This is a genomic window from Calothrix anomala FACHB-343, assembly GCF_014696435.1.
Taxonomy (GTDB): domain Bacteria; phylum Cyanobacteriota; class Cyanobacteriia; order Cyanobacteriales; family Nostocaceae; genus Aulosira; species Aulosira anomala_A.
This window is the reverse complement of the sequence record NZ_JACJQG010000021.1, coordinates 1-21,551: the sequence shown is the minus strand read 5'-3', so window position 1 is coordinate 21,551 and position 21,551 is coordinate 1. Positions and strand designations below refer to the sequence as shown.

Genomic DNA, 21,551 nt, shown 5'->3' with positions numbered 1-21,551 from the left:
TGGGCATTGGGCAGAGACGCGATGAATCGCGTCTGTACAAGTGTCCCCCTTGTCCCCCTGCCCGCAGGTAAGATAAAAAGGACGCGAGATTAATCAAATGCATAGCTTCATACCCCCAGAACGCTTTTTTCCTTACCTGAGTTGGACTGATATCCAAGAGATGCCAAATAAGGAAAATGTAGTAATTATTCAACCTGTAGGTGCAATTGAACAACACGGCCCCCATTTGCCGCTAATTGTGGATGCGGCTATTGGGGTTGGGGTGTTGGGGAAAGCTTTGGCAAAACTTGACTCTAGCATTCCGGCTTATGCCTTGCCCAGTATTAACTATGGTAAATCTAACGAACATTGGCATTTTCCCGGCACTATTACCTTGAGTACAGAAACTCTCACAGCCACAATTATGGAGGTGGGAGAAAGTATTTACCGGGCTGGATTTAGAAAATTAGTTTTGATGAACTCCCACGGGGGACAGCCGCAAGTTATGCAAATGGCGGCGCGGGATTTACATGTTAAATATGGTGATTTATCGGTATTTCCCTTGTTTACCTGGCGTGCGCCTAATATTACCAAGGAATTGCTAACTCCTAAAGAAGCTAAGTTAGGTATGCACGCCGGTGATGCGGAAACGAGTTTAATGTTGGCACTGTTACCGGAGCAAGTAAAACTTGATAAAGTTGTCGCTGAGTATCCACCAGAACAACCACAAAGTACATTGCTGAGTTGGGAAGGTCAATTACCCGTAGCTTGGGTAACAAAAGATATCAGTAAAACTGGTGTGATTGGCGATGCTACAACCGCTACCAAAGAAAAAGGCGATCGCATTCTCGAATCCCTTTCCGATGGCTGGGTACAAGTCATACGTGACATTTATCACTTTCAACCAATTAGACGCGATTAATCGCGTCTCTACAATTTTCATTTATCCTCCTTGTCCCCCTTATGCCCTATACCCTATGCCCCAATACCTGCTTACCTGCTGTGGCACAAATATTTAATGGTTGGGCTGATTGCAAGACTGCATCTAGTAATCCGGGGAATCTGGCTTCTAAATCTTCTCGCCGCAATTGGTTGATGTGCTGCGTTCCTTCTTTATGGGTCAGTACTACGCCTGACTCCCGTAAAATTTTAAAATGATTGGACATTGTGGATTTGGCGATCGCAAAATCAAACCCCGCACAGCATTGCTCCCCCTTGGTAGCTAACAGCCGCACAATTTCTAGCCTCACCGGATCGCCTAAGGCGTATAGCACTCCCGCTAATGTTATATCTTTTCGGTCTGGATGATACAAAAATCTCATAGTTGCACTATCTCATAAAATGGCTTATATTTTACTTATTCGATAATATCGAATAATAGAATTAAATTAGGAGGACAATTATGTCATCCGTTACAAGTGTCACGGAAGCCACATTTAAGCAAGAAGTTCTAGAAAGCCAAGTTCCTGTCCTAGTTGACTTTTGGGCACCTTGGTGCGGCCCTTGCAGAATGGTAGCTCCGGTTGTCGATGAGGTCGCTAGCGAATACGATGGACAGGTAAAAGTAGTGAAATTGAACACAGATCAAAATCCTACTGTTGCCAGCCATTATGGTATTCGGAGTATCCCTACGTTAATGGTATTTAAGGGTGGACGACAAGTCGATACGGTTGTGGGTGCGGTGCCTAAAACCACGTTAGCCAAGACGTTAGCGCAGTATATTTCTTAAAGTTAATGGGCATGGGGCATGGGGCATGGGGCATTGGGCATGGGGCATGGGGCATTGGGCATTGGGCATTGGGCATTGGGCATTGGGCATTGATTTATTTACCCCCTCTGCACCCTCTGCTTCCTCTGCACCCTCTGCCTCCTCTGCCTCCTCTGCTTCCTCTGCACCCCTGCTTCCTTCCCAAACTATGGCTGAATTGTTTATACTCAAAATTTGAGCAATGAATAATAGTATTAACTTGTTCTCTCCTTATCAATTGGGTGACTTAGAACTGCCCAATCGCATAGTTATGGCTCCCTTGACTAGGCAAAGAGCCGGTCAGGGCAATGTACCACATGAGTTAAATGCTACATACTATGTGCAACGTGCTTCGGCTGGATTGATTATTGCAGAAGCAACTCAAATTTCACCCCAAGGACAGGGGTATCCAAATACACCAGGAATTCATTCACCAGAACAGGTGGCGGGTTGGAAGTTGGTAACGGATGCTGTACATCAACAGGGTGGTAGAATTTTTCTGCAACTGTGGCATGTAGGCAGGATTTCTCACCCTGATTTGCAACCAAATGGCGAATTACCTATTGCACCTTCAGCGATCGCACCTCAAGAAGGTCAAGCATTAACTTTTGAAGGATTAAAACCTTTTGTTACTCCCCGCGCTTTGGAAACTTCCGAGATTCCGGTGATTGTGGAACAGTACCGTCAAGCAGCAGTAAATGCTCTAGCGGCGGGGTTTGATGGCGTCGAAATTCATGCAGCTAATGGTTATTTAATTGACCAGTTTCTCCGTGATGGTACGAATCAAAGAACAGATGAGTATGGCGGTAGTATTGAGAACCGCGTCCGGTTTTTACGAGAAATTGTCGAGGCTGTTACCAGCGTTTGGGATAGTAAACGGGTAGGAGTTCGCCTTTCCCCTAGCGGGACATTTAACGATATGCGTGACTCTAATCCTTTAGAAACTTTTGGATATACAGCGCAAGTATTGAGCCAATTTGATTTAGCTTATCTGCATCTGATTGAATCCACAGACGCAGATATCAGACATGGCGGAACAGCAGTACCAACGGATTATCTCAGAGAAAGGTATACAGGAACACTTATTGTCTGTAGTGGTTATACGGCGGAAAAAGGTAATGCGGTTTTGGCGAATCAACAAGCTGATTTAATCGCTTTTGGCACTTTATTTATTGCTAATCCCGATTTACCGCGACGTTTGGCTTTAAATGCACCTTTAAATCAGCCAATTCCTGAAAGCTTCTATGGTGGCGGGGAAAAGGGATATACAGATTATCCTTTTTGGTCGCCTGCAAACGAACCAGCCGTGAGTTTATAATTGCTTTGGCGTAATGGGTGGCAACCTTTTACACCAAAAAAGCATTTAGACCGATAATAAGAATCGCTATCACTGGATAGCAACTTCAACAATCAGGAGAATCTCATGAGCGCGATCGCACCTACTCAAATCCTAGATGTACCCACTGCTATTGTTCAGCGTCGTTCTATTAAGACTTTTAAATCAGACCCCATAGCCCCAGAACTACTCAAGCAACTAGTAGAATTAACCGTAGCCGCACCTAGTAGTTTTAATATCCAAGCTTGGCAAATTATTTTGGTGCAAGATGAAGCACAAAAAGCAGCTTTAGCAGCTGCGTCTTGGAATCAAAAACAAATTATCCAAGCACCCGTGACATTTGTGTTTGCAGCCGATCCGAATGCTGGAGAAAAAGATTTAACCCCAATTTACGAAGAAGCACTGAAAACTGGTGCCTGGAATGAAGGTACAGTCAACTATTTTAAAAATGCTATCCCGCAATTCCAAGCTGGTTTAGGAGACAAGCGACGCGAATATGCGATCAAAGATGCAATCATTGCTGCTACCCATTTAGTACTTGCAGCCGAAAGCTTAGGATTATCCACCTGTTTTATGAATGGTTGGATTGAGGATCAAGTGAAAGCAGTAATTGGTGCAGCAGAAGATCCAGATTTAGCGATCGCAGTTATTGTACCTGTTGGCTATGCCGCAGAACCACGCCTTAATCCTGGTCGTTTACCTTTATCTGCTAACGTATCTGTAGACAGAATCGGTAATGCTTATCAGGGGTAATTCTTAGCGATAATAAAGTTGACTGTTGACGGTTAACTGTTAACAGTCAACAGTCAACATTCAACAATCCTTTATTTTTTGGCGCGTGGTTCGCTTCATCATAGCTGGCTCATTGCAGGTTTAACATTTTTCCCTAGCTCATCAAATTTCACCCGTCAAGGAAAATTGCACCTATGCCAAAAACAGCTTTAATAGTCGGAGCAGGTAATGGATTAAGCGCCTCTATTGCCCGTTTATTTGCCAAATCAGGACTGAAAATCGCCCTAGCAGCTCGCACCATTGAGAAACTGACACAGCTGAGTAATGAAATAGGTGCAGTTAGCTTCGCTGCTGATGCTGCAAAACCAGAGGAAGTAAACCAGTTATTTAGCGATGTTGAAAATCAACTTGGTACTCCGACAGTAGTTGTTTACAATCCCAGTTTTCGAGTACGAGGGCCTTTAATTGAACTCGAACCTAGCGAAGTTGCTAAGACTTTAGAAATTACTGCTTATGGAGGGTTTCTTGTTGCCCAAGCTGCTGCTAAAAGAATGTTACAGCAAGGAGGAGGGGCGATATTTTTTACCGGAGCTTCCGCGAGTATTAAAGGTTACCCGCAATCTGCACCGTTTGCAATGGGTAAATTTGCCTTGAGAGGTTTAGCTCAAAGCATTGCCAGGGAATTAGCACTTAAGAATATTCACGTAGCGCATTTTGTCATTGATGGTGTAATTCGTGCCGCAGAACGGCAAGATCCAGCAGATAACCCAGATAGTACTCTCGATCCAGATGCGATCGCTCAAACTTACCTCAACATCTTAAATCAACCCCGCAGCGCTTGGACATGGGAAGTAGAATTACGTCCTTGGGTTGAGCGTTTTTAAGGAACACAATTGTAGAGACGCGATTCATCGCGTCTCTGCCCAATGCCCAATGCCCAATACCCAATGCCCAATACCCAAAATCAGGAGAACCTACCATGATTGACTTATATTATTGGACAACACCCAACGGTCATAAAATCACAATTTTCTTAGAAGAAGTTGGACTTGCTTATAATATTATTCCGATAAATATTGGTACTGGTGACCAATTTAAGCCAGAGTTTTTAAAGATTTCACCTAACAATCGTATCCCAGCAATTGTTGATAATGAACCTGCCAATGGCGGCACATCAATTTCTATTTTTGAATCTGGTGCAATTCTGTTATATCTAGCAGAAAAAACCGGCAAGTTAATTCCTCAAGATTTACACCACCGTGCTGAGGTTTTACAGTGGTTATTCTGGCAAATGGGCGGTTTAGGGCCAATGGCGGGACAGAATCACCACTTTAGCCAATATGCACCAGAAAAAATTGAATATGCTATCAATCGCTACGTTAAAGAAACAGGGCGATTGTATGCAGTATTAGATAAAAGATTGGCAGATAGAGAATTTGTAGCAGGCGATTATTCCATTGCTGATATTGCCGCTTATCCTTGGATTGTACCTTATGAAAATCAAGGTCAAAATTTAGAAGATTTTCCGAATTTAAAGCGTTGGTTTGAGGCAATTAAAGCTCGTCCGGCGACAATTCGCGCTTATGAAAAAGCGGAAGCATTTAAAAATCAGGCATTAGATATTGAGAAGTCACGGGATTTATTATTTAATCAATCTGCCCAGACTATTCAACGTTAATCCTGGATATTTTAGAGGGCATGGCAATGCCATGCCCCTACAATCTGGCGCATTCTTTTTTCAAATTGGTATTCAGTTTTTTCTTACCAAAAACGAGGAATCACCCTCTCAATAATAGTGTTAACTACTCCGGCGGCAAAATCTTGCGCCCAACTTCTGACTTCAGCTTTTGTTGGTTGGGTTGCTTCCACATTTTCAGCTTGGGAATTATCTTCTTGGAATGCAACTTGTACGCCCGATTGAGAAATGACTTCCTTGAATGTATTAATTGGAACGGCTGCGTTAAAGCCTGTTTTGATTTCTATCTCTCCGCCGGTAGCAGACTCATTTTTAATTACTCCATCGCGATCGCCTTGGCCGTGAATTCCTACCACACGCCCGCTCACATCAAATACCGGGCCACCACTCATACCTCGTCGCGTCACCGCATCATAACGCATGGTATAACCTTGAGGCTTGCTTTCTGGACGGCTGGTAATTTGTCCTTTTGTAAACTCATATTCTCGGTCGTTATTATTCTCAATAGACATGGGATAACCAGAAATATAAATACCTGTACCAATTCCCGCATTATCAGAATTGCTAATTGGGGCAACAGGATACTCTTCTGTACTTTCAAATTTCACAATTGCTAAATCTGGATCGCTATCATTTCTCTGCAAATTTTGCACAGAAATAACGTTATGAGTTTTATTTTTGCTGGTGCGAATGCTGTATTCAGTATTTGCACTTTTAACTACATGATTTGCTGTTAATACAGTATAAGTATTGCCATCTCTACTAATAATTACCCCAGAACCACCATAATTACTACCTAATGAATTATCAATTCTTACTGTTGTAGGGACGGCAATTTGCGCTACTTCTTTCGCTGTTTTGGCAGATGCAGGTTGATTAATTACTATGGCTGCTACTACTGCTGTTCCTGTTAGTAACCCAGGCACAGAGTTAAAGCGAGAAAAACTGAAATTCATAATTAACTACTCTGAGGTGAAAATTATCAAAAAAGGCAGTCTCGATGAAACAATTTTCATCGCCTTGTATGAAAGAGAAGACAACTTGTAGAGACGCGATTAATCGCGTCTCTACAAAATGCCCAATGCCCCATGCCCACTTTCAATCTAGTTATGAAACTGCAAATAATTAGTAATAGGAATTCCCCAACTAGAACTAAGTATTTGTGGTAACAATCCTATTGGTGGTTCTGTACCATCTTCAAAGGTATACATACCAAAATTTGGATCGCGGTTTTTCAACCGTCCATTAATTCCAATTAGCAAGCCACTAGCATTAAAAATCGGGCCGCCGCTCATACCTACAGCAATATCATTTGTGTAACCTAAGCGATAACCTTGCGCGAGAGATTTTGGGGGTAAGACTGATATCTCGCCACTGGTAAAGCGGAATACTTTGATACCTTGGTTAAAAGTAGTGGCTAAACTCTGTCCCTGATACATGGGGAAGCCAGCTGCAAATACAGGCTCTCCCAGTTTTACAGGTTCAGTGCTAATTGTTGTGATTTGATAGCGGGAATTACTGCGAAACTGAGTAATTGCTAAATCGCTATTACCTAGTTGCTGTGGTTGGCGCGATGGAGTATGACGACGACCATCAGGGGTGATAATTGTATGGCGATCGCTAAAAGCGACTACATGCCAGCTGGTTAATACTGTGTAGATTTGTCCTTGATGCTGCACAATCACACCAGAACCGGAAGCATTGGCGGTGAGGATGCGCACAGTAGTCTGTTGTGCTAATTTTTGAATCTTCTCTGTCTCGGTGGGAGTTGTGAGGGAATATTTAGGGACTGTTTGGGCAATAGTACTCTGCTGGACTGGCAAATCAAATTGAGCGCTCGCTAAATTTATGATCAGCCCCAATAATAACCAACCACTAAGGGACATTTAATTGAACTCTCCGCTACGTCCTCCATCCGGTTGCGGTTGGGATGGTACTGGCTCAACATTGCTCGGAGTAGGCGATGGTGTAGGGTTAGTATCTTGTCCTAAGCGATCGCTCACATCTATATAAGGTACTGTACCACTTTCATAGAGGGATGGAGCACCAGCTTGTCCATCACGCCATGCTAAGAGATTATTTAGGGTTCTTACCCCATCTTCACGGGGTTTGAGGGTAAATATCAAGCCTTCACAACGTCCATTAAATCTGCTAGCAGTACAGACAACCCTTTGCCCATTCATAATGCCAACAGTAATAAATCTCAGCTTTCTGCTAAGTCGATATGTTTCTAATCTGGCACTGACTTCTTCACAACGCTGTACTGGGTCGTAGCCTGATTGTGTGAAATAATTAGAAGTCCAGCGAATCCAAGGTTCCCTCGCACCGGAGTAAGTTTGGTACACTGTCACGGGTACGCCTGTAGTGCGATCGCAATAAAATCCTCTTGCTTGGGCGTAGCTTGGTTGATGTAGAGAAACAGTAGCCCCAAATGCGATCGCACCTACTGTGAAAACTGTTGTTAATGATTGCAGTTTCATCGTGATGCTATACTCCTTAAATTTAAATAAAGTTAGCTTTTTATTCTTTTTTAAGGATTCCCCAATTTTCAATTCATCTCATTTTTTGCCAAATTATCAGCCAAAATCTCCAACTAATTGCAACGCAATTGCGATAATCAGCAAAAATGAATTGTTCCATTAATTATAGTCAATTCCGCACAATTTTGGCAATTATAATTATCTAATCGTCAAAATTTGCTTATTAGTATTCATGAATTACAGCAGATTGCCAGTTAGTAAGGTACAGATTATCGTTGATTGTAGGGGCACTGGCACTGCCATGCCCCGAAGCGCGTACCTCATTTACCTGAAATATGCTGTAAGTATTTATATCAAGAATGAATTACCATCCTTAGTCTTGAATAATTGAAAATTTCCAGCTAATTACTTAGCTATAAAAAGGGGAGCATCCCAAATGTGCAAAAACGCCCTCACCCTATAAGGGTGGGGCTACAAATACGAAGCCTGCCTTCGCAGGCTAAAAGTTTGATAGCCTGCGAAGGCAGGCTTTGTTGGTATAGCAATACCCTTGAGGGTATTGCGTCAAAATTGGGATGCTCCCATAAAAAGGGTATATAGACTTATGAATGTACTAATATTTTTAGCGATATATTAATATATTCTAGAGGGCATGGCATTGCCATGCCCCTACAATTTGTTGCATTCTTTTTTTTAATTAGTCTTATATCTGTGACGAATTACTCCCATATTAAAAAACTTCCGCGTCATCAATTTGATGACGGGAAGTTACATAAATAATATCAATTTGCAGATGTAGATTGCAAAAATTAACTAACTGTAATTACCACGCCTAAACTCTCAGTTGCTAACCTATTCACTGCGGAGACTGCATAGGTACCTGCCCCCACTGTCGCAAAGTTAGTACCAGCAGATAAAATGCGCTGAATCTCCCAATTTTCTCCCGCTTGGCGATACAGTACCCAAGAACGAACTGGTTGATTATCCCCAGGTTGCCAATTAAGTCTACCGTTGACATATTGCAATGCGGTGGGGGGTGTTGGTGGTGTGGTGTCGCGCCAAGGCATAATTGGCGCTATGGCAGGTTTGGCATAAAGCTGAGTTTGAAATTTATCAGCGATACCTTGACTGTTTTGGATCAAGACATCGAGATTAAAGAAGATATTTCCTAAAGACAAGTTTGCCGTTTGGCTACGACTAAATACTACTTGTTTTTCAATTTCTTCACTCTCCCGGCTCTTGTTACTGGGTTCAGTTAAATTGTTACCAGCGTAAACGTGTTTTTGCTTAGTATTTACCTGCGTCCACCATCTGAGTAAGGCGGTATAACTTTGTTGTGCTTGGTCGGTACGCCAGTAAAGTTGAGGGGCGATGTAATCAATCCAACCTTGTTCTAACCATTTCTTTGCGTCGGCATACAGAACATCATAGGCATCTAAGCCAGTAATTCCTGCTGGTTGTCCGGGTCTGTAAATACCGAAGGGACTGATGCCAAATTTAACATGGGGCTTGGCAGCTTTAATGCCTTCAGCTAGGCGTAGCACCATGAGGTTGACGTTTTCTCTGCGCCAGTCACCGATATTCAATCCGCCGCCAGCTTGTCGATAAGTTTCGTAGGTTTTGCTATCGGGGAAATTTTGACCGGATATGGGATAAGGGTAAAAATAATCGTCTAAGTGAACGCCATCGATATCATAACGGCGCACAACATCGAGAATGACATTATAAGCTCTATCTTGGACTATTTGCACTCCCGGGTCCATCCATAGCTGACTACCCCATTGATAAACAACCTGGGGATTAGTGACGGCTATGTGAGGAATGACGTTTGTTCCTTGTCTAATAGAGGTTTTAGCGCGATAGGGATTGAACCAAGCATGAAGTTCAATATTGCGTTTGTGGCATTCGGCGATCGCAAATTCTAAGGGGTCATAAAATGGATCTGGTGCTTTCCCTTGAGTTCCTGTAAGCCAAGCACTCCAAGGTTCTAAAGTCGAAGCATACAGCGCATCTCCTTCGGGACGTACCTGCAAAATTAGCGCATTAAAGTTAAGTTGCTGCAATCGTTTGATAATGGCAACTAATTCTGCTTTTTGTTGTTCAGTCGGTAATCCCGGTTTAGAAGGCCAATTACCATTCCAAACTGCGGCTACCCACACACCGCGAAACTCCCGTTGATGATTTACCCTCACCGTATTCGCTGGTGTTGGCGTTGGTATTGGTATTGGTGCTGGTGCTGGTGCTGGCGCTGGTACTGGTACTGGTACTGGTACTGGCACTGGTGCGGGTGCGGGTGCTGGTACTGGTACTGGTACTGGTACTGGTGCGGGTGTTGGTATTGGCGTTGATGAGGGGATTGGCGTGGGTGGCGCGATTAAATAAGTAGAGGTAATTTTCTCTGCTTGCCCCAGGTAAACTAAAGCTTGATAGACTATCACTGCAACATCACCGCGAGTGGCGGCGATATTGGGGTTAAGTAATTTGATATTGGGATAGCTGGCTACTAAACCAGCACTTGTAGCAATAGCTACTTGATTTTTCGCATAACCAGCGATCGCATTGGCGTCTTGATAAAATTGCGACAGCTTATTTACCAAATCGGGTTTAATTTTCGTGGCAATATCTAAGCCATTGACTATGGCAACAAAGACATCGCCCCGGGCAATTCTATTATTAGGGCGAAAAGTGCGATCGGGATATCCACTGATAAATGCTGTTTCATAGGATTGCTGAATCGCACTAAAAGCCCAATGGCTAGTAGGGACATCAGTAAAAGGCACATATTGGCGCTTTTGCGCTACTGTAAATACTTTCTTAATAATGGCAGCAAATTCTGCACGAGTTACTGAGTTATCTGGACGAAAAGTCCCGTTTGGATACCCACTTAAAATACGACGCGCTGATAAAGCTTCAATAAATAAGCGTGCCCAATGGTTTTTGATATCCGAGAATGATGTAGAAGTAGATACCATTGTGGATTGCACCTAGCTGTGATTTTTTATTCTACTTTGTTAATTTAGCAACAGAAAGGCGATCGCGGGTGAATTGAGGAGCAAGGGAGCAGGGAGCAGGGAGTAAGGGGGGAATTTTCGTAGTTAATCATAATTCTGTGCTTACCACCGCCACTGGTAGGCTAACGCCAGCTAAGGGACTTTCTTCTTCGCACAGGAGCAGGGGACAAGGAATTTTAGATTTTAGACTTCGTCGTGAGCGCTCAGTCGAACGATTTTGGATTTTAGATTAATATCTAATTTAAAAGCGCAAATCCGAAATTATTTCCAATGCCCAATGCCCACTCGCCTTGAGCGAAGCCGAAAGGATGCCCAATGCCCATTTTCAATCTAGAGTAATTGTCTAAATCAATGGTAAATGTACAATTTGGTTTTGATATTCATTGTCAAAAGATGCTTGAGCAATTACAACTAATTCATCAATAGTCTGACCAATAGTTAATTTATCACTCAAAATAAAAATGCCTGGTATATTCCGCCCTTGGGCGATGTGTTCAGCCAAATGTACAGGCATAGATTTACGATTATTTGTAACTAAAATAAAGTTGTGTTCCTCACACCAAGATAATATTTCTGGATCTAGCGTCCCTCTAGGTGGAGCGCCTGGATCTCCAACTACCCACATGATTAAATTAGGATTACGTTGTCGAAATTGTCGTAAATATAGTTTATCGACATTTTCATCAAGAATATAGTTGAGAGTCATCTGCTTTTTTCATAGCTTCTCTTTCAGCTTTGAATTTTATCAATTTGGCGACAACTGGCGGCGGGTTGCGTCGTTGTTCTTCTTGCATTTTATGACTCCACTCTAACCAATCAGTCATGTAGGCGCTGACGGCTTCTTTATTATGTAGGTAATAAAGAATAGTTGCATATACCTGTTCTAAAGTTAATGAAGGATAGCTTTCAGCAATTTCTTCTGGCGTCCGACTCCGGTGGATAAATTCATAAAGAATAGTTTCAATTCCTACTCTTGTACCTTTTAGTCGAATATCATCAGGACGCTGAAAATCAAAGTAGTCTTCAAGTAGCATAATTTATCTGATTAACTAACAACTTACAGCAGTTTTCACCTATTTGAACCACACCTGTCGTAGGGGCACGGCACCAGTAAAATTATTGTATGTACCAAAAGATTGTCGGTGCCGTGCCCCTACAGCGTGGTTTATTTACCTGAAAATAGCTGTAAGATAATTTTACAGAATTCCCCAATCTCTCCAAATAACATTACTAAAAATTTAGGACTTACGCACACTCTACGAATTATTCTTTCCTTGGGAGACGTTGCGCGTTGGCGGAAGCCTCTTGCACAGAAGGCGTACTTGGCGTCTCGGCGGTTTAATACTCACCACAAACCAGATATGATGGGCAATGCTCACTCTCAGGTATTTGTATAAAAATAAAATATTCATCCAATAACATTTATTTCGTCAAACATGATATAAGTTAAGACTGCTATATTCACGCTAGTACAATTGTTCAAATTGCAGAGTTTGCTTCCTCACGGAAATAGCTATGGCGAAAAATTGCGTAAAACTATACCAATTTATCGGCAATGCTGCTAAACTCTCCTGACTGTTGTTGGGATAGATAAATCCTAAATTCTCTAGCGGAATTAGTAGACAATCTAAATTTACTTGCTACACTTTTACTTCATTAGCCTAGCTAAAGAGCGCCTATGGTTCATGTCAAGCGCGTCGAACTTACCAACTTTAAGTCCTTTGGCGGTACCACCCAAGTTCCTTTATTGGGGGGGTTTACTGTAATATCTGGGCCGAATGGTTCTGGTAAATCGAATATTCTCGATGCGCTACTGTTTTGTCTGGGATTGGCTAGTTCTAAAGGAATGCGTGCCGATCGCTTACCTGATTTGGTTAATAATACTCAAACGGCGAAAAGTCGCGCGACTGTGGAAGCTAGTGTGACGGTGACTTTTGATATTAGCGATGCGGTTTCGATTAATGATACCAAGCCAACAGTGCAAGACAGTTTAGAGGATGTAGAAGTTGTAGAAGTTGAGGAAAGCGAGGAAATCGAGGAAACGGAAGAAAATAAGGCAAATTCTAAGCTTCCTAACCCAGAAACCTCGAATGAGTGGAGTGTCACCAGAAAGCTGCGGGTGACTTATCAAGGAACTTATACATCGAATTACTATATTAATGGTGCTTCTTGCACGCTGACGGAATTACATGAAGCTTTAGAAACCCTGCGGATTTATCCTGAAGGTTATAACGTCGTATTGCAAGGGGACGTTACCAGTATTATCTCGATGAACGCCAGGGAACGGCGCGAAATTATTGACGAATTGGCGGGAGTAGCGGCGTTTGATCGCAAAATTCACCAAGCGAAGGCGACTTTAGATGAGGTGAAGGAAAAGGAAGACAGTTGTCGGATTATTGAAACTGAATTAACTGTACAACGCGATCGCTTGTCGCAAGACCGAGCCAAAGCGGAGAAATATCAAAAACTCCGCGCTGAGTATTTAGCAAAGCAATCTTGGGAAGCGGTGTTATCTTGGCGTTCCCTCCAAGCACAGCAGGAAAAATTAGCTAACCAAATTCAAAATGGCGATCGCAAATCCGTAGAACTTTCTACCGAACTCACCGCCCTCAATACTACAATTGAGCAAACTACTGTTGAATTAGATCAACTCAACGCCCATGTCAAAGCTTTGGGTGAAGAGGAATTATTAGCTGTACAATCTACCCTAGCTACCCAAGAAGCGGAACACAAGCAACTCCAGCGTCAGCGCAGCGAATTAGAAACCGCAATTCAAGAAACCACGAAACGCCAAGCGCAAAGTCAGCAAGAAATTCAACAACATCAGCGTTCCCTAGAACAAATAGCAGAAACTCAGGTTGTGGAAAGGCAATCGATTGTTTATTGTCAGCAACAACGGGATGAAACGCAACAAGCTTTAGAAACTTCTCGCCAAGCAGCAACGGAAATCGCTTCCGCTTCCGAAGCTTGGGTACAACAACAAACGGCGTTAAACCATCAAATTGAAACGCTGCTGCAAACTCTCGAACCCCAACGCACCGAACAAGCGACGCTGAGAGAACGGAACGATCAGTTACAGCAGCAAATTCAAGAACAAACTCAACTCGTAACTAGTTTAGAACCAGAATTAGCGACAAAACAAGCCGAATGTAGTCGTTTAGAAACAGAATTTAATAGTTCTAGCGAACCAATTCAAAATCTCGCGCAAAATCTCGCTGCGACAGAACAAGAACTGCAAATTCAACAAGATACGCAAAAGCGATTATTACAAGAACAGCGAGAAAAACAGCGCCAGTTAGATAAATTAGAAGCACAAGCGCAAGCACAGCAGGAAATTCAAGGAACCCAAGCCAGCAAGGTGATTTTACAATCGGGAATGCCTGGTTTGTGTGGCTTAGTGGTACAGTTAGGCAGAGTTGAACCCCGCTATCAACTGGCGTTAGAAATTGCGGCTGGCGGCAGATTGGGACATATAGTAGTAGAAGATGACGGTGTTGCGGCTGCGGGAATTGAACTGTTAAAGCAGAAACGCGCCGGGAGAGCCACATTTTTACCTTTAAATAAAATTAATCCGCCGAGATTTACCCAAGATGCTACCCTCCGATTAGCTAGCGGTTTCGTTAACTATGCGGTGAATTTAGTAGAATGCGATCGCCGTTATAAAGATGTCTTTAGTTACGTCTTTGGTAACACCGTTATTTTCTCCACCCTAGAACAAGCGCGGAAAAACCTCGGCTTATACCGGATTGTCACCCTAGACGGGGAATTATTAGAAACTAGTGGCGCAATGACTGGCGGTAGTAACACCCAGCGTTCATCTTTGCGGTTTGGGAACAGCGAAGCAGCAGAACCGGAAGAAGTCGCCGCATTACGCAGACGTTTAGGGGAAATTGAGAAGGTTTTAGAACGGTGTGGCGAAGCGATTTCTACTCTCGCAACCAAAGCCAAAACTTTATCGCAGCAAGTGACAGAAGCGCGTCAAGCCAGAAGAGAGCAGCAAATTCAATTAGAACAGCTGCAAAAAGAAATTAAAACCTTAACAGCGCAGTTAGAAAACACGCGATCGCAATTAGCCCAAAATAGCGAAAAATTCGCCACCGCACAATCCCGTTTGGAAGTTTTGGATCGGGAATTACCGGGACAGGAAAATCAGTTGCAACAATTGCGACAAACTTTAGCAGAGTTGGAAGCCTCCCAAACCCCTAGCGAATGGCAACAAATCCAAGCCACCATTAAAAATCAAGAGCAACAATTACAACAACGGGAAACAGCTTTACGGGAAGCAGAACAAAGATTAAGAAATTTAGAGAATCAGCAGCAACGCTTACAAGAGAAAATCCAAGAAGCGGAAGAACGGATCACCCAGTACCAGCAAGAGCAAGAAACCCAGCAAAATCAACTCGCAACCATTACAACTCAACATAGCGCCCTCAGCAGCCAAATTGCCGAAACTCGCGCCAAATTGAGCGAGATGGAACAGAATTTAGGGGAAGAGAAACAAAAACGCGATCGCACCGAACAAGAACTGCGATCGCATCTCCTGCGGCAACAACAATTAGAATGGGAACTAGAAAAACTGCAAGAAACCCTCACAGCACGGCGCGAGGAATTAGTTAACGTCAGAGAACAACTGCAAACCTTAGCGCCAGAATTACCCGATCCACTGCCAGAAGTCCCAGATCAAGTAGACTTAGAAGAATTGCAGAAAGAATTGCGATCGCTTGCCAAACGCCTGCAAGCAATGGAACCAGTAAATATGCTGGCCTTAGAAGAATACGAACGCACCCAAAACCGCCTGCAAGAACTGACGCAAAAGCTGGAAACCCTAGAAGGAGAGCGCACCGAATTACTTTTGCGCATTGAAAACTTTACTACATTACGCCAACGCGCCTTTAAAGAAGCCTTCGACGCCGTTAACGAAAACTTCCAATCAATTTTCGCCACCCTTTCCGAAGGTGACGGATACTTACAACTAGACGATCCCGAAGATCCCTTTAGCAGTGGCTTAAACTTAGTTGCGCACCCCAAAGGTAAACCAGTACAGCGATTAGCTTCCATGTCTGGGGGTGAAAAATCCCTCACAGCCTTAAGTTTTATCTTTTCTTTGCAACGCTATCGCCCCTCCCCCTTCTACGCCTTCGACGAAGTTGATATGTTTTTAGATGGGGCAAACGTAGAACGATTAGCTAAAATGATTAAACAACAGGCTAAACAAGCACAATTTATAGTTGTGAGTTTGCGCCGCCCGATGATAGAATCAGCCGAACGCACAATAGGCGTTACTCAAGCACGGGGAGCTTACACCCAAGTTTTGGGAATTAAATTGCCAGCCGACCATACATCTGCTTGAGTTTTTGTTAATAATAGTGTATAGATTAACCGGATTCGAGATCAGGACTCGGTATAGAATGACCTCTGAACAGATAATTAGGCGTTCCGACATATTAAATACTCAGGTGATTACCCGCGACAACGGTAAGCGAGTAGGTATCGTTAGTCAAGTCTGGGTGGATATAGATCAACGAGAGGTTGTAGCTCTTGGCTTGAGAGACAGCCTGATCTCTATTTCTGGTATACCACGCAACATGTACCTGAGCAGTATCAGCCAGATTGGCGATGTCATCCTGGTAGATAACGAGGACGTAATTGAAGATATTGAAGTTGAAACCTTAAGTAACCTGATTAACTGGGAAGTAATTACAGAAACAGGTGAAGTATTAGGAAGAGTGCGCGGCTTTAAATTCAACGGTGAAAATGGTAAACTCCACTCCATAGTCATCGCCTCCTTGGGATTACCCCAAATTCCCGAACAAGTGCTAAGTACCTACGAACTTTCAATTGATGAAGTCGTCAGTACAGGGCCTAGTAGATTGATTGTCTTTGAAGGTGCAGAAGAAAGAACCACCCAATTGTCAGTTGGCGTTCTCGAGCGACTGGGTATTGGTAAAGCACCTTGGGAACGAGACGCTGATGAAGAATACTACGCCGCACCGCGTACCGTCGCCCCTGGAAATCAACTCCCAAGTGGTGTACCATTACAACCACCTAAGCCCAAAGTCCGCACCCCCGAACCCGTAGCCAGGGAAGAATGGGACGAAGATTATATTGAAGAAGAAAAACCCCAGCGCCAAGTAATGCAAGCGCGTCAATACGAATCGATTCAATACGAAGAAGACGACGAAGAAGATAACTGGAGTGAAGCGACAGATAAAGACAGGTATCAACAACCTGTAAAATTTGAAGCGCAACCCTACAAAAAGCCTTATGTCGATGAATACGACAATTACGACGATGTAGAAGGCGATGCTTGGGAAGATGAACCCCAACCAGTGAATATTCCTAAGAAAGTCAAAGAGAAACAGCCAGAATACGAAGAAGAAGGATATTAAAGTAATTCGTAATTCGTAATTCGTAATTCGTAATTAAGTTGAAAATTAAACCCTTCTTCCTATGTGAAGAGGGGTTTAATTTATTCATCTTAAAATGCGTAGGTTGGGTTGAGGAACGAAACCCAACATTTTCGTGGCTAAGTTATCAAACCGCCAACTTCAAAAATTTGTGACGCAGATAAATTTAATTCGGGGAAAGTTGGTGAGATAATCTGTTGTTCTTGAACAAACTGTTGAACTTGGTATTCTCCCTCAACTAAAGAATAAACCGAAATAGTTGGTTGTTTGGGGTTACCGATAAACCGCCTACCACCTAACGCTGCATAATCAACAATCCAGTATTCCGGGATACCTACCGCTTCATATTGACCTAGTTTGGTAAAATAATCATCGCGCCAATTACTGCTGACTACCTCAATTACCAGGGGAATTGATGCACCCTGAGTGACTGTAGATTGCTTTTTCCACAGTGGCTCATTTACCAAATTGGAGCGATTAATAATTAATATATCTGGTGAATAAGCCGATTCATTGTCCGGTGGTTTGACTAATGCAGTTTTTGGAATGAAGTAGGGAAGATTTAGCCGCTTAATCTCGACAGATATTTCTAGTCCCAAAATACCAATAACATCTTCATGTTCACCTGTAGGTTGGGACATTTCTACCACTACTCCATCATGCAGTTCATAACGTTTTCCAGAGTTGTCTGGGTATTGAGCAACAAACTCATCAAATGTTACTAGCTTGCGTAAGGCTTGGATCATATTTTTCGCCTTTATATCGCCTTCCTATCTGCTTAAAATCTACACCAACAAGCCACTGCACAACTGCATCGACATTTAGGGATTAATCGCAGAATTAGCCATTTTAATTAACGAAGCGCGATCGCCTGCTTTTAACCCTACAGTATATTGCACTCCCCGTTGCCGCCAAGTCAAGGTAGCATCTGAGCAATTCGCACCACAGCTAGCATCGACAAAATAACCCCTAATTCCCCTTGCTAAATTCACAGTTTTACCGCTCAGGCGAGGTGTTTTCCGCGTTACAGCTTCCGCAGTGACAACGCCCAACCTACAAGCCGTTCCACCATTACAATCAGGACTAAAACCTAGTAAAATTTCGTATTTATTTTGTGTAGCGCTTTCGACAATAGCGTAAATTTTGGTTACGCCATCGGATTCAGGAATAAATTTGGGTAATAATATACGAATTCGGCTCTTTTGCTTGATTTTAGCTAAAATAGGTCTAAATACTAAATTAGGTTCAGAATTAGTTGTTTGAGCTTGATTTTGGGCTATTTGCTGAGACTGATTGTTTACAGATGCGATCGCCGGATCGGGTAAATGGTGAGTACTAGCTAGCAAAATTGCCGTACAAGCAGCAGTGAAATATTTAAAACCAAAGGTTATCATCACAATCCTCTCACCTATTTACTAGTAAATACTTAAGTTTTTAGCCCAATTCTAGTATTGAATTACGCCAATTGTCCATAGTTTTAAAAAATAGCGATCTGCAAAATTGTATCTAATCAAGGAACTGTTATTTTGTGATATAAGTCTGATAATTGTAAATTTAAAAATTTATACAGATACAGTCTGAGGAAATAACTTAAATATGCGAAAAATCGGTTTTATATTCCTCACTGTCCTCAGTATATCTGCCGTTAATTATCATGCGATCGCGCAAATTTCACCCAATAAACCACTGTACCGCGACATCAATGCAATAGAGTTCTTGTATAAATATTGTGGCTTTGTTGATTAGAAGGTTGAAAGCTCACGCATTCGGCGTTCGCGCAGCGTCTCGTAGAGAAGCCGTTCTCGCAGAGTAGGCGCAAAGGCGCAAAGAAGAACGCGGAAATTAGGACTTTTACAAGAGACTCTAAACTGCGTTCACCAAGAACAATAAAAAGGGAGCATCCCACTTTTTTAATCAATACCCTAGAAGGGTATTGCTACACAAACAAAGCCTGCCTCCGCAGGCTTCAAAAACTTATAGCCTGCGGAGGCAGGCTTTGTCTTTATAGCCCCAGGCTTCCAGCCTGCGGGCGTTTTAAAAACTGGGATGCACCCCAATAAAAATCTATCTTCTCTAGTCCTTATTTTTAAGGCAGCCAATTATAAAATAATCTCACAAATAAACATGAAAATATCGCTTTCCCATGCCCAATGCCCAATGCCCAATGCCCAATGACCAACTAAATCTAATCATTAAAAGTTTAAAATATCTAAAGATTCCTCAATTTCTAAATCTAAAATTTTTTCTCTAGCTTCGTTGTGTTCGGCTATTTTTCCTTCTTTCCAATAAATATCTGCTGCTTTTCGGAAATCTTCTAATGCGCCTTGCTTATCGCCAATACCAAAACGAGCATGACCGCGATTATAATAAGCATCAACATAATGAGAATTGAGCTTAATTACCTGAGTATAGTCTTTCATTGCATTGTGATAATCGCCTAAGTCAAAATGAGCGTTACCACGACTATAATAAGCATCCACATAATTAGGATTAATCTTGATTGCTTGGGTATAATCAGCAATTGTTCCCTCATAATCGCCTAAATCAGCACGGGCTTGGGCGCGGTTATAATAAGCAAGCGCATCATTTGAATTAATTTTAATTGCTTGGGTAAATTTTTGTTGTTCTATCAGTAAATAGCGAGAAATACTGCTATTTTTATCTGTAACGGCATAATGGGGATTAATTTTGATTGCTTGAGAATAATCTTCAATAGCTCCTTGACGATCGCCTAAATGAGAACGAGCATCACCACGGTTCCTGTAAGTCACGGCTACATGGGGATTAATTCTGATCGCTTGAGTATAATCATCAATTGCTGAATGATAATCTCCTAGCTGATAACGAGCTAAACCCCTTTGCTGGTAAGCTTTGGGATGATTGAGATTAATTTGGATAACTTGAGTATAATCTGCGATCGCACCTTCGTAATCTCCCAAGTGATAGCGCACCATTCCCCGTTTGTAATAAACTTCTGCATTCTCAGGGTCAAGTTCCAAGGCTTGATTATAGTTGATAATCGCTTTATCAGATTCGCCTTGCTCAAAAGATTTATCGCCTAGATTTACATATATTAAATTTAAATCTGGTTCTTGCTCTAAAAAAACCTCTTCTTTTTTCGGATATGTAAACAGCTTAGTTAGCTGATGATTATTTTGATTAATTGCTGTAACTTGCGGCGGATGATAATTATTATTTGTCGCTGGTTGTTGAATTGGTTGTTCGCCTTGTAACTGTTCTAAATAAGCATACAAACCACCACCATACAGTAATTGATTAATTCCAAAAGCAATTCTTCCCCTTTTGAGTTTAATCATTTGTGTGGGTAAAAAACCAGCTAAAAACAGATGATATTCGCTTTGCGCTTCATGCACTTCTTCTTGGATTAAAACACAGACAATAACTGCATTTTTTTCTACTTCTTCTGAACTAACCGACCATCGCACCTTATCAATAGTGCCGTGACGCGATTTTACCTCAACTCCAATTGCCGGGTCAGCAGTTAAAGTAAAATCAATTTTACCATCACCACCAAAGCGTTTTTCATAATCAACTTCTGTAATTAAATTGGCTAAACGTTCTTTAACAACTTCCTCACCGAGTTTCCCTTTTAAATTACTAATAAAAACATCCCGGACTGGCGAAGTACGTTTATATTTTTCAGCCATCAGCCAGCAAAAATCTCTGAGTGCTTTTAACCTCTCTCCAGAGATTATAGTTAACTCACTATATTGACCTTCTGTTTCACAATGAAGCAGACAACCAGACGTTAACCTCTTAATAAAATCAGACTGTAGCGATCGCAGTAAAGTAATCCAGTCCATTGAAAATTCTGCGAGTCTTTTGATGAGATTATATCAGGTGATGGGGCATTGGGCATTGGGCATTGGGCATTCCTATTTTCCTCCTTCTTCTCCTTCACTAGTAGTCTATCAGGGTTGAAATGAGGGACAGTAGTGTGAGCGTCTCGCTCACGCGGGCAAGATGCCCGCACTACCAAAAACCCCTCAAAACAAAATTGACAGACTACTAGTGGTCTGTCCCATTAATTTTGCTGGGTTGGATAAATCTTTGAAAGCTTAACTCTTGCATCTTCTGTACGAAAACGCCAATCTACACAAACCTGATTAAGATTGCGATCGCATTCCCAAATTGAAACCTCT

19 protein-coding genes are annotated in these 21,551 nt (G+C 42.3%); 9 read left to right on the top strand and 10 right to left on the bottom strand.

All coding sequences use genetic code 11. From position 1 onward, the window contains the following. Window positions 1-97 precede the first annotated feature (97 nt). Window positions 98-901, top strand: a complete 804-nt coding sequence (locus H6G08_RS13915) for a creatininase family protein (RefSeq protein ID WP_190543298.1) — start codon at window positions 98-100, stop codon at window positions 899-901. A gap of 46 nt (window positions 902-947) precedes the next feature. On the opposite strand, the gene H6G08_RS13910 is transcribed toward H6G08_RS13915, so the two are convergent. Continuing rightward, window positions 948-1,301, bottom strand: coding sequence for an ArsR/SmtB family transcription factor (locus tag H6G08_RS13910; RefSeq protein WP_190543295.1), 354 nt, complete (start codon window positions 1,299-1,301; stop codon window positions 948-950). An 80-nt stretch (window positions 1,302-1,381) separates the two neighbouring features. Between H6G08_RS13910 and trxA the strand changes: the two genes are divergently transcribed. The 5 genes from trxA to H6G08_RS13885 all read left to right on the top strand — a co-directional run bounded on the left by trxA (window position 1,382) and on the right by H6G08_RS13885 (window position 5,472). Further along, on the top strand, window positions 1,382-1,708 hold the full coding sequence (gene trxA / locus H6G08_RS13905; protein WP_190543293.1) for a thioredoxin: 327 nt from the start codon (window positions 1,382-1,384) through the stop codon (window positions 1,706-1,708). Window positions 1,709-1,928: 220 nt separating this feature from the next. Next, window positions 1,929-3,044, top strand: a complete 1,116-nt coding sequence (locus H6G08_RS13900; protein ID WP_190543290.1) for an alkene reductase — start codon at window positions 1,929-1,931, stop codon at window positions 3,042-3,044. A 105-nt stretch (window positions 3,045-3,149) separates the two neighbouring features. Further along, window positions 3,150-3,815, top strand: a complete 666-nt coding sequence (locus H6G08_RS13895) for a nitroreductase family protein (RefSeq protein ID WP_190543287.1) — start codon at window positions 3,150-3,152, stop codon at window positions 3,813-3,815. Window positions 3,816-3,988: 173 nt separating this feature from the next. Next, entirely contained in the window at window positions 3,989-4,678 is a 690-nt protein-coding gene (locus H6G08_RS13890) for an SDR family NAD(P)-dependent oxidoreductase (protein ID WP_190543284.1), read from the top strand. A gap of 95 nt (window positions 4,679-4,773) precedes the next feature. Then, the gene (locus H6G08_RS13885) at window positions 4,774-5,472 is read left to right on the top strand and encodes a glutathione binding-like protein (protein WP_190543281.1); all 699 of its coding nucleotides are present in this window, start codon (window positions 4,774-4,776) and stop codon (window positions 5,470-5,472) included. An 83-nt stretch (window positions 5,473-5,555) separates the two neighbouring features. On the opposite strand, the gene H6G08_RS13880 is transcribed toward H6G08_RS13885, so the two are convergent. The 6 genes from H6G08_RS13880 to H6G08_RS13855 form a co-directional block, all read right to left on the bottom strand. Continuing rightward, the gene (locus H6G08_RS13880) at window positions 5,556-6,446 is read right to left on the bottom strand and encodes a S1 family peptidase (RefSeq protein ID WP_190543278.1); all 891 of its coding nucleotides are present in this window, start codon (window positions 6,444-6,446) and stop codon (window positions 5,556-5,558) included. Between the two features lie 147 nt (window positions 6,447-6,593). Continuing rightward, window positions 6,594-7,376, bottom strand: a complete 783-nt coding sequence (locus H6G08_RS13875) for a S1 family peptidase (RefSeq protein ID WP_190543276.1) — start codon at window positions 7,374-7,376, stop codon at window positions 6,594-6,596. Further along, window positions 7,377-7,970 carry a COP23 domain-containing protein gene (locus H6G08_RS13870; protein ID WP_190543273.1) on the bottom strand — a complete coding sequence of 198 codons (594 nt, stop codon included), beginning with the start codon at window positions 7,968-7,970 and terminating at the stop codon, window positions 7,377-7,379. An 809-nt stretch (window positions 7,971-8,779) separates the two neighbouring features. Continuing rightward, window positions 8,780-10,942, bottom strand: coding sequence for a glycoside hydrolase family 10-like protein (locus H6G08_RS13865; protein WP_190543271.1), 2,163 nt, complete (start codon window positions 10,940-10,942; stop codon window positions 8,780-8,782). A gap of 382 nt (window positions 10,943-11,324) precedes the next feature. Then, window positions 11,325-11,687 (bottom strand): DUF5615 family PIN-like protein, encoded by a 363-nt coding sequence (locus H6G08_RS13860; protein ID WP_190543268.1) that lies wholly within the window; start codon window positions 11,685-11,687, stop codon window positions 11,325-11,327. Further along, the gene (locus tag H6G08_RS13855; protein WP_190543264.1) at window positions 11,665-12,015 is read right to left on the bottom strand and encodes a DUF433 domain-containing protein; all 351 of its coding nucleotides are present in this window, start codon (window positions 12,013-12,015) and stop codon (window positions 11,665-11,667) included. Before H6G08_RS13855 ends, H6G08_RS13860 begins: the two co-directional genes overlap by 23 nt. Before the next feature lie 644 nt (window positions 12,016-12,659). Between H6G08_RS13855 and smc the strand changes: the two genes are divergently transcribed. Both smc and H6G08_RS13845 read left to right on the top strand, forming a co-directional pair. Continuing rightward, window positions 12,660-16,331, top strand: coding sequence for a chromosome segregation protein SMC (smc, locus tag H6G08_RS13850; protein ID WP_190543261.1), 3,672 nt, complete (start codon window positions 12,660-12,662; stop codon window positions 16,329-16,331). Between the two features lie 58 nt (window positions 16,332-16,389). Next, window positions 16,390-17,370: a PRC-barrel domain-containing protein gene (locus H6G08_RS13845; protein WP_190543259.1), complete on the top strand. Its 981-nt coding sequence runs from the start codon at window positions 16,390-16,392 to the stop codon at window positions 17,368-17,370. Window positions 17,371-17,507: 137 nt separating this feature from the next. Here H6G08_RS13845 and H6G08_RS13840 read toward each other — a convergent pair whose 3' ends face one another. Together H6G08_RS13840 and H6G08_RS13835 are read right to left on the bottom strand one after the other, a co-directional pair. After that, on the bottom strand, window positions 17,508-18,134 hold the full coding sequence (locus tag H6G08_RS13840) for a Uma2 family endonuclease (protein WP_190543256.1): 627 nt from the start codon (window positions 18,132-18,134) through the stop codon (window positions 17,508-17,510). A 75-nt stretch (window positions 18,135-18,209) separates the two neighbouring features. Then, complete coding sequence (locus H6G08_RS13835; RefSeq protein ID WP_390625609.1) at window positions 18,210-18,779, bottom strand: hypothetical protein; 570 nt, start codon at window positions 18,777-18,779, stop codon at window positions 18,210-18,212. Window positions 18,780-18,984: 205 nt separating this feature from the next. Here H6G08_RS13835 and H6G08_RS13830 point away from each other — a divergent pair, with 205 nt between their 5' ends. Next, the gene (locus H6G08_RS13830; RefSeq protein ID WP_190543250.1) at window positions 18,985-19,134 is read left to right on the top strand and encodes a hypothetical protein; all 150 of its coding nucleotides are present in this window, start codon (window positions 18,985-18,987) and stop codon (window positions 19,132-19,134) included. Between the two features lie 446 nt (window positions 19,135-19,580). Here the strand turns inward: H6G08_RS13830 and H6G08_RS13825 are convergent, their stop codons facing one another. Next, on the bottom strand, window positions 19,581-21,203 hold the full coding sequence (locus H6G08_RS13825; protein ID WP_313941854.1) for a tetratricopeptide repeat protein: 1,623 nt from the start codon (window positions 21,201-21,203) through the stop codon (window positions 19,581-19,583). Between the last annotated feature and the right edge of the window lie 348 nt (window positions 21,204-21,551).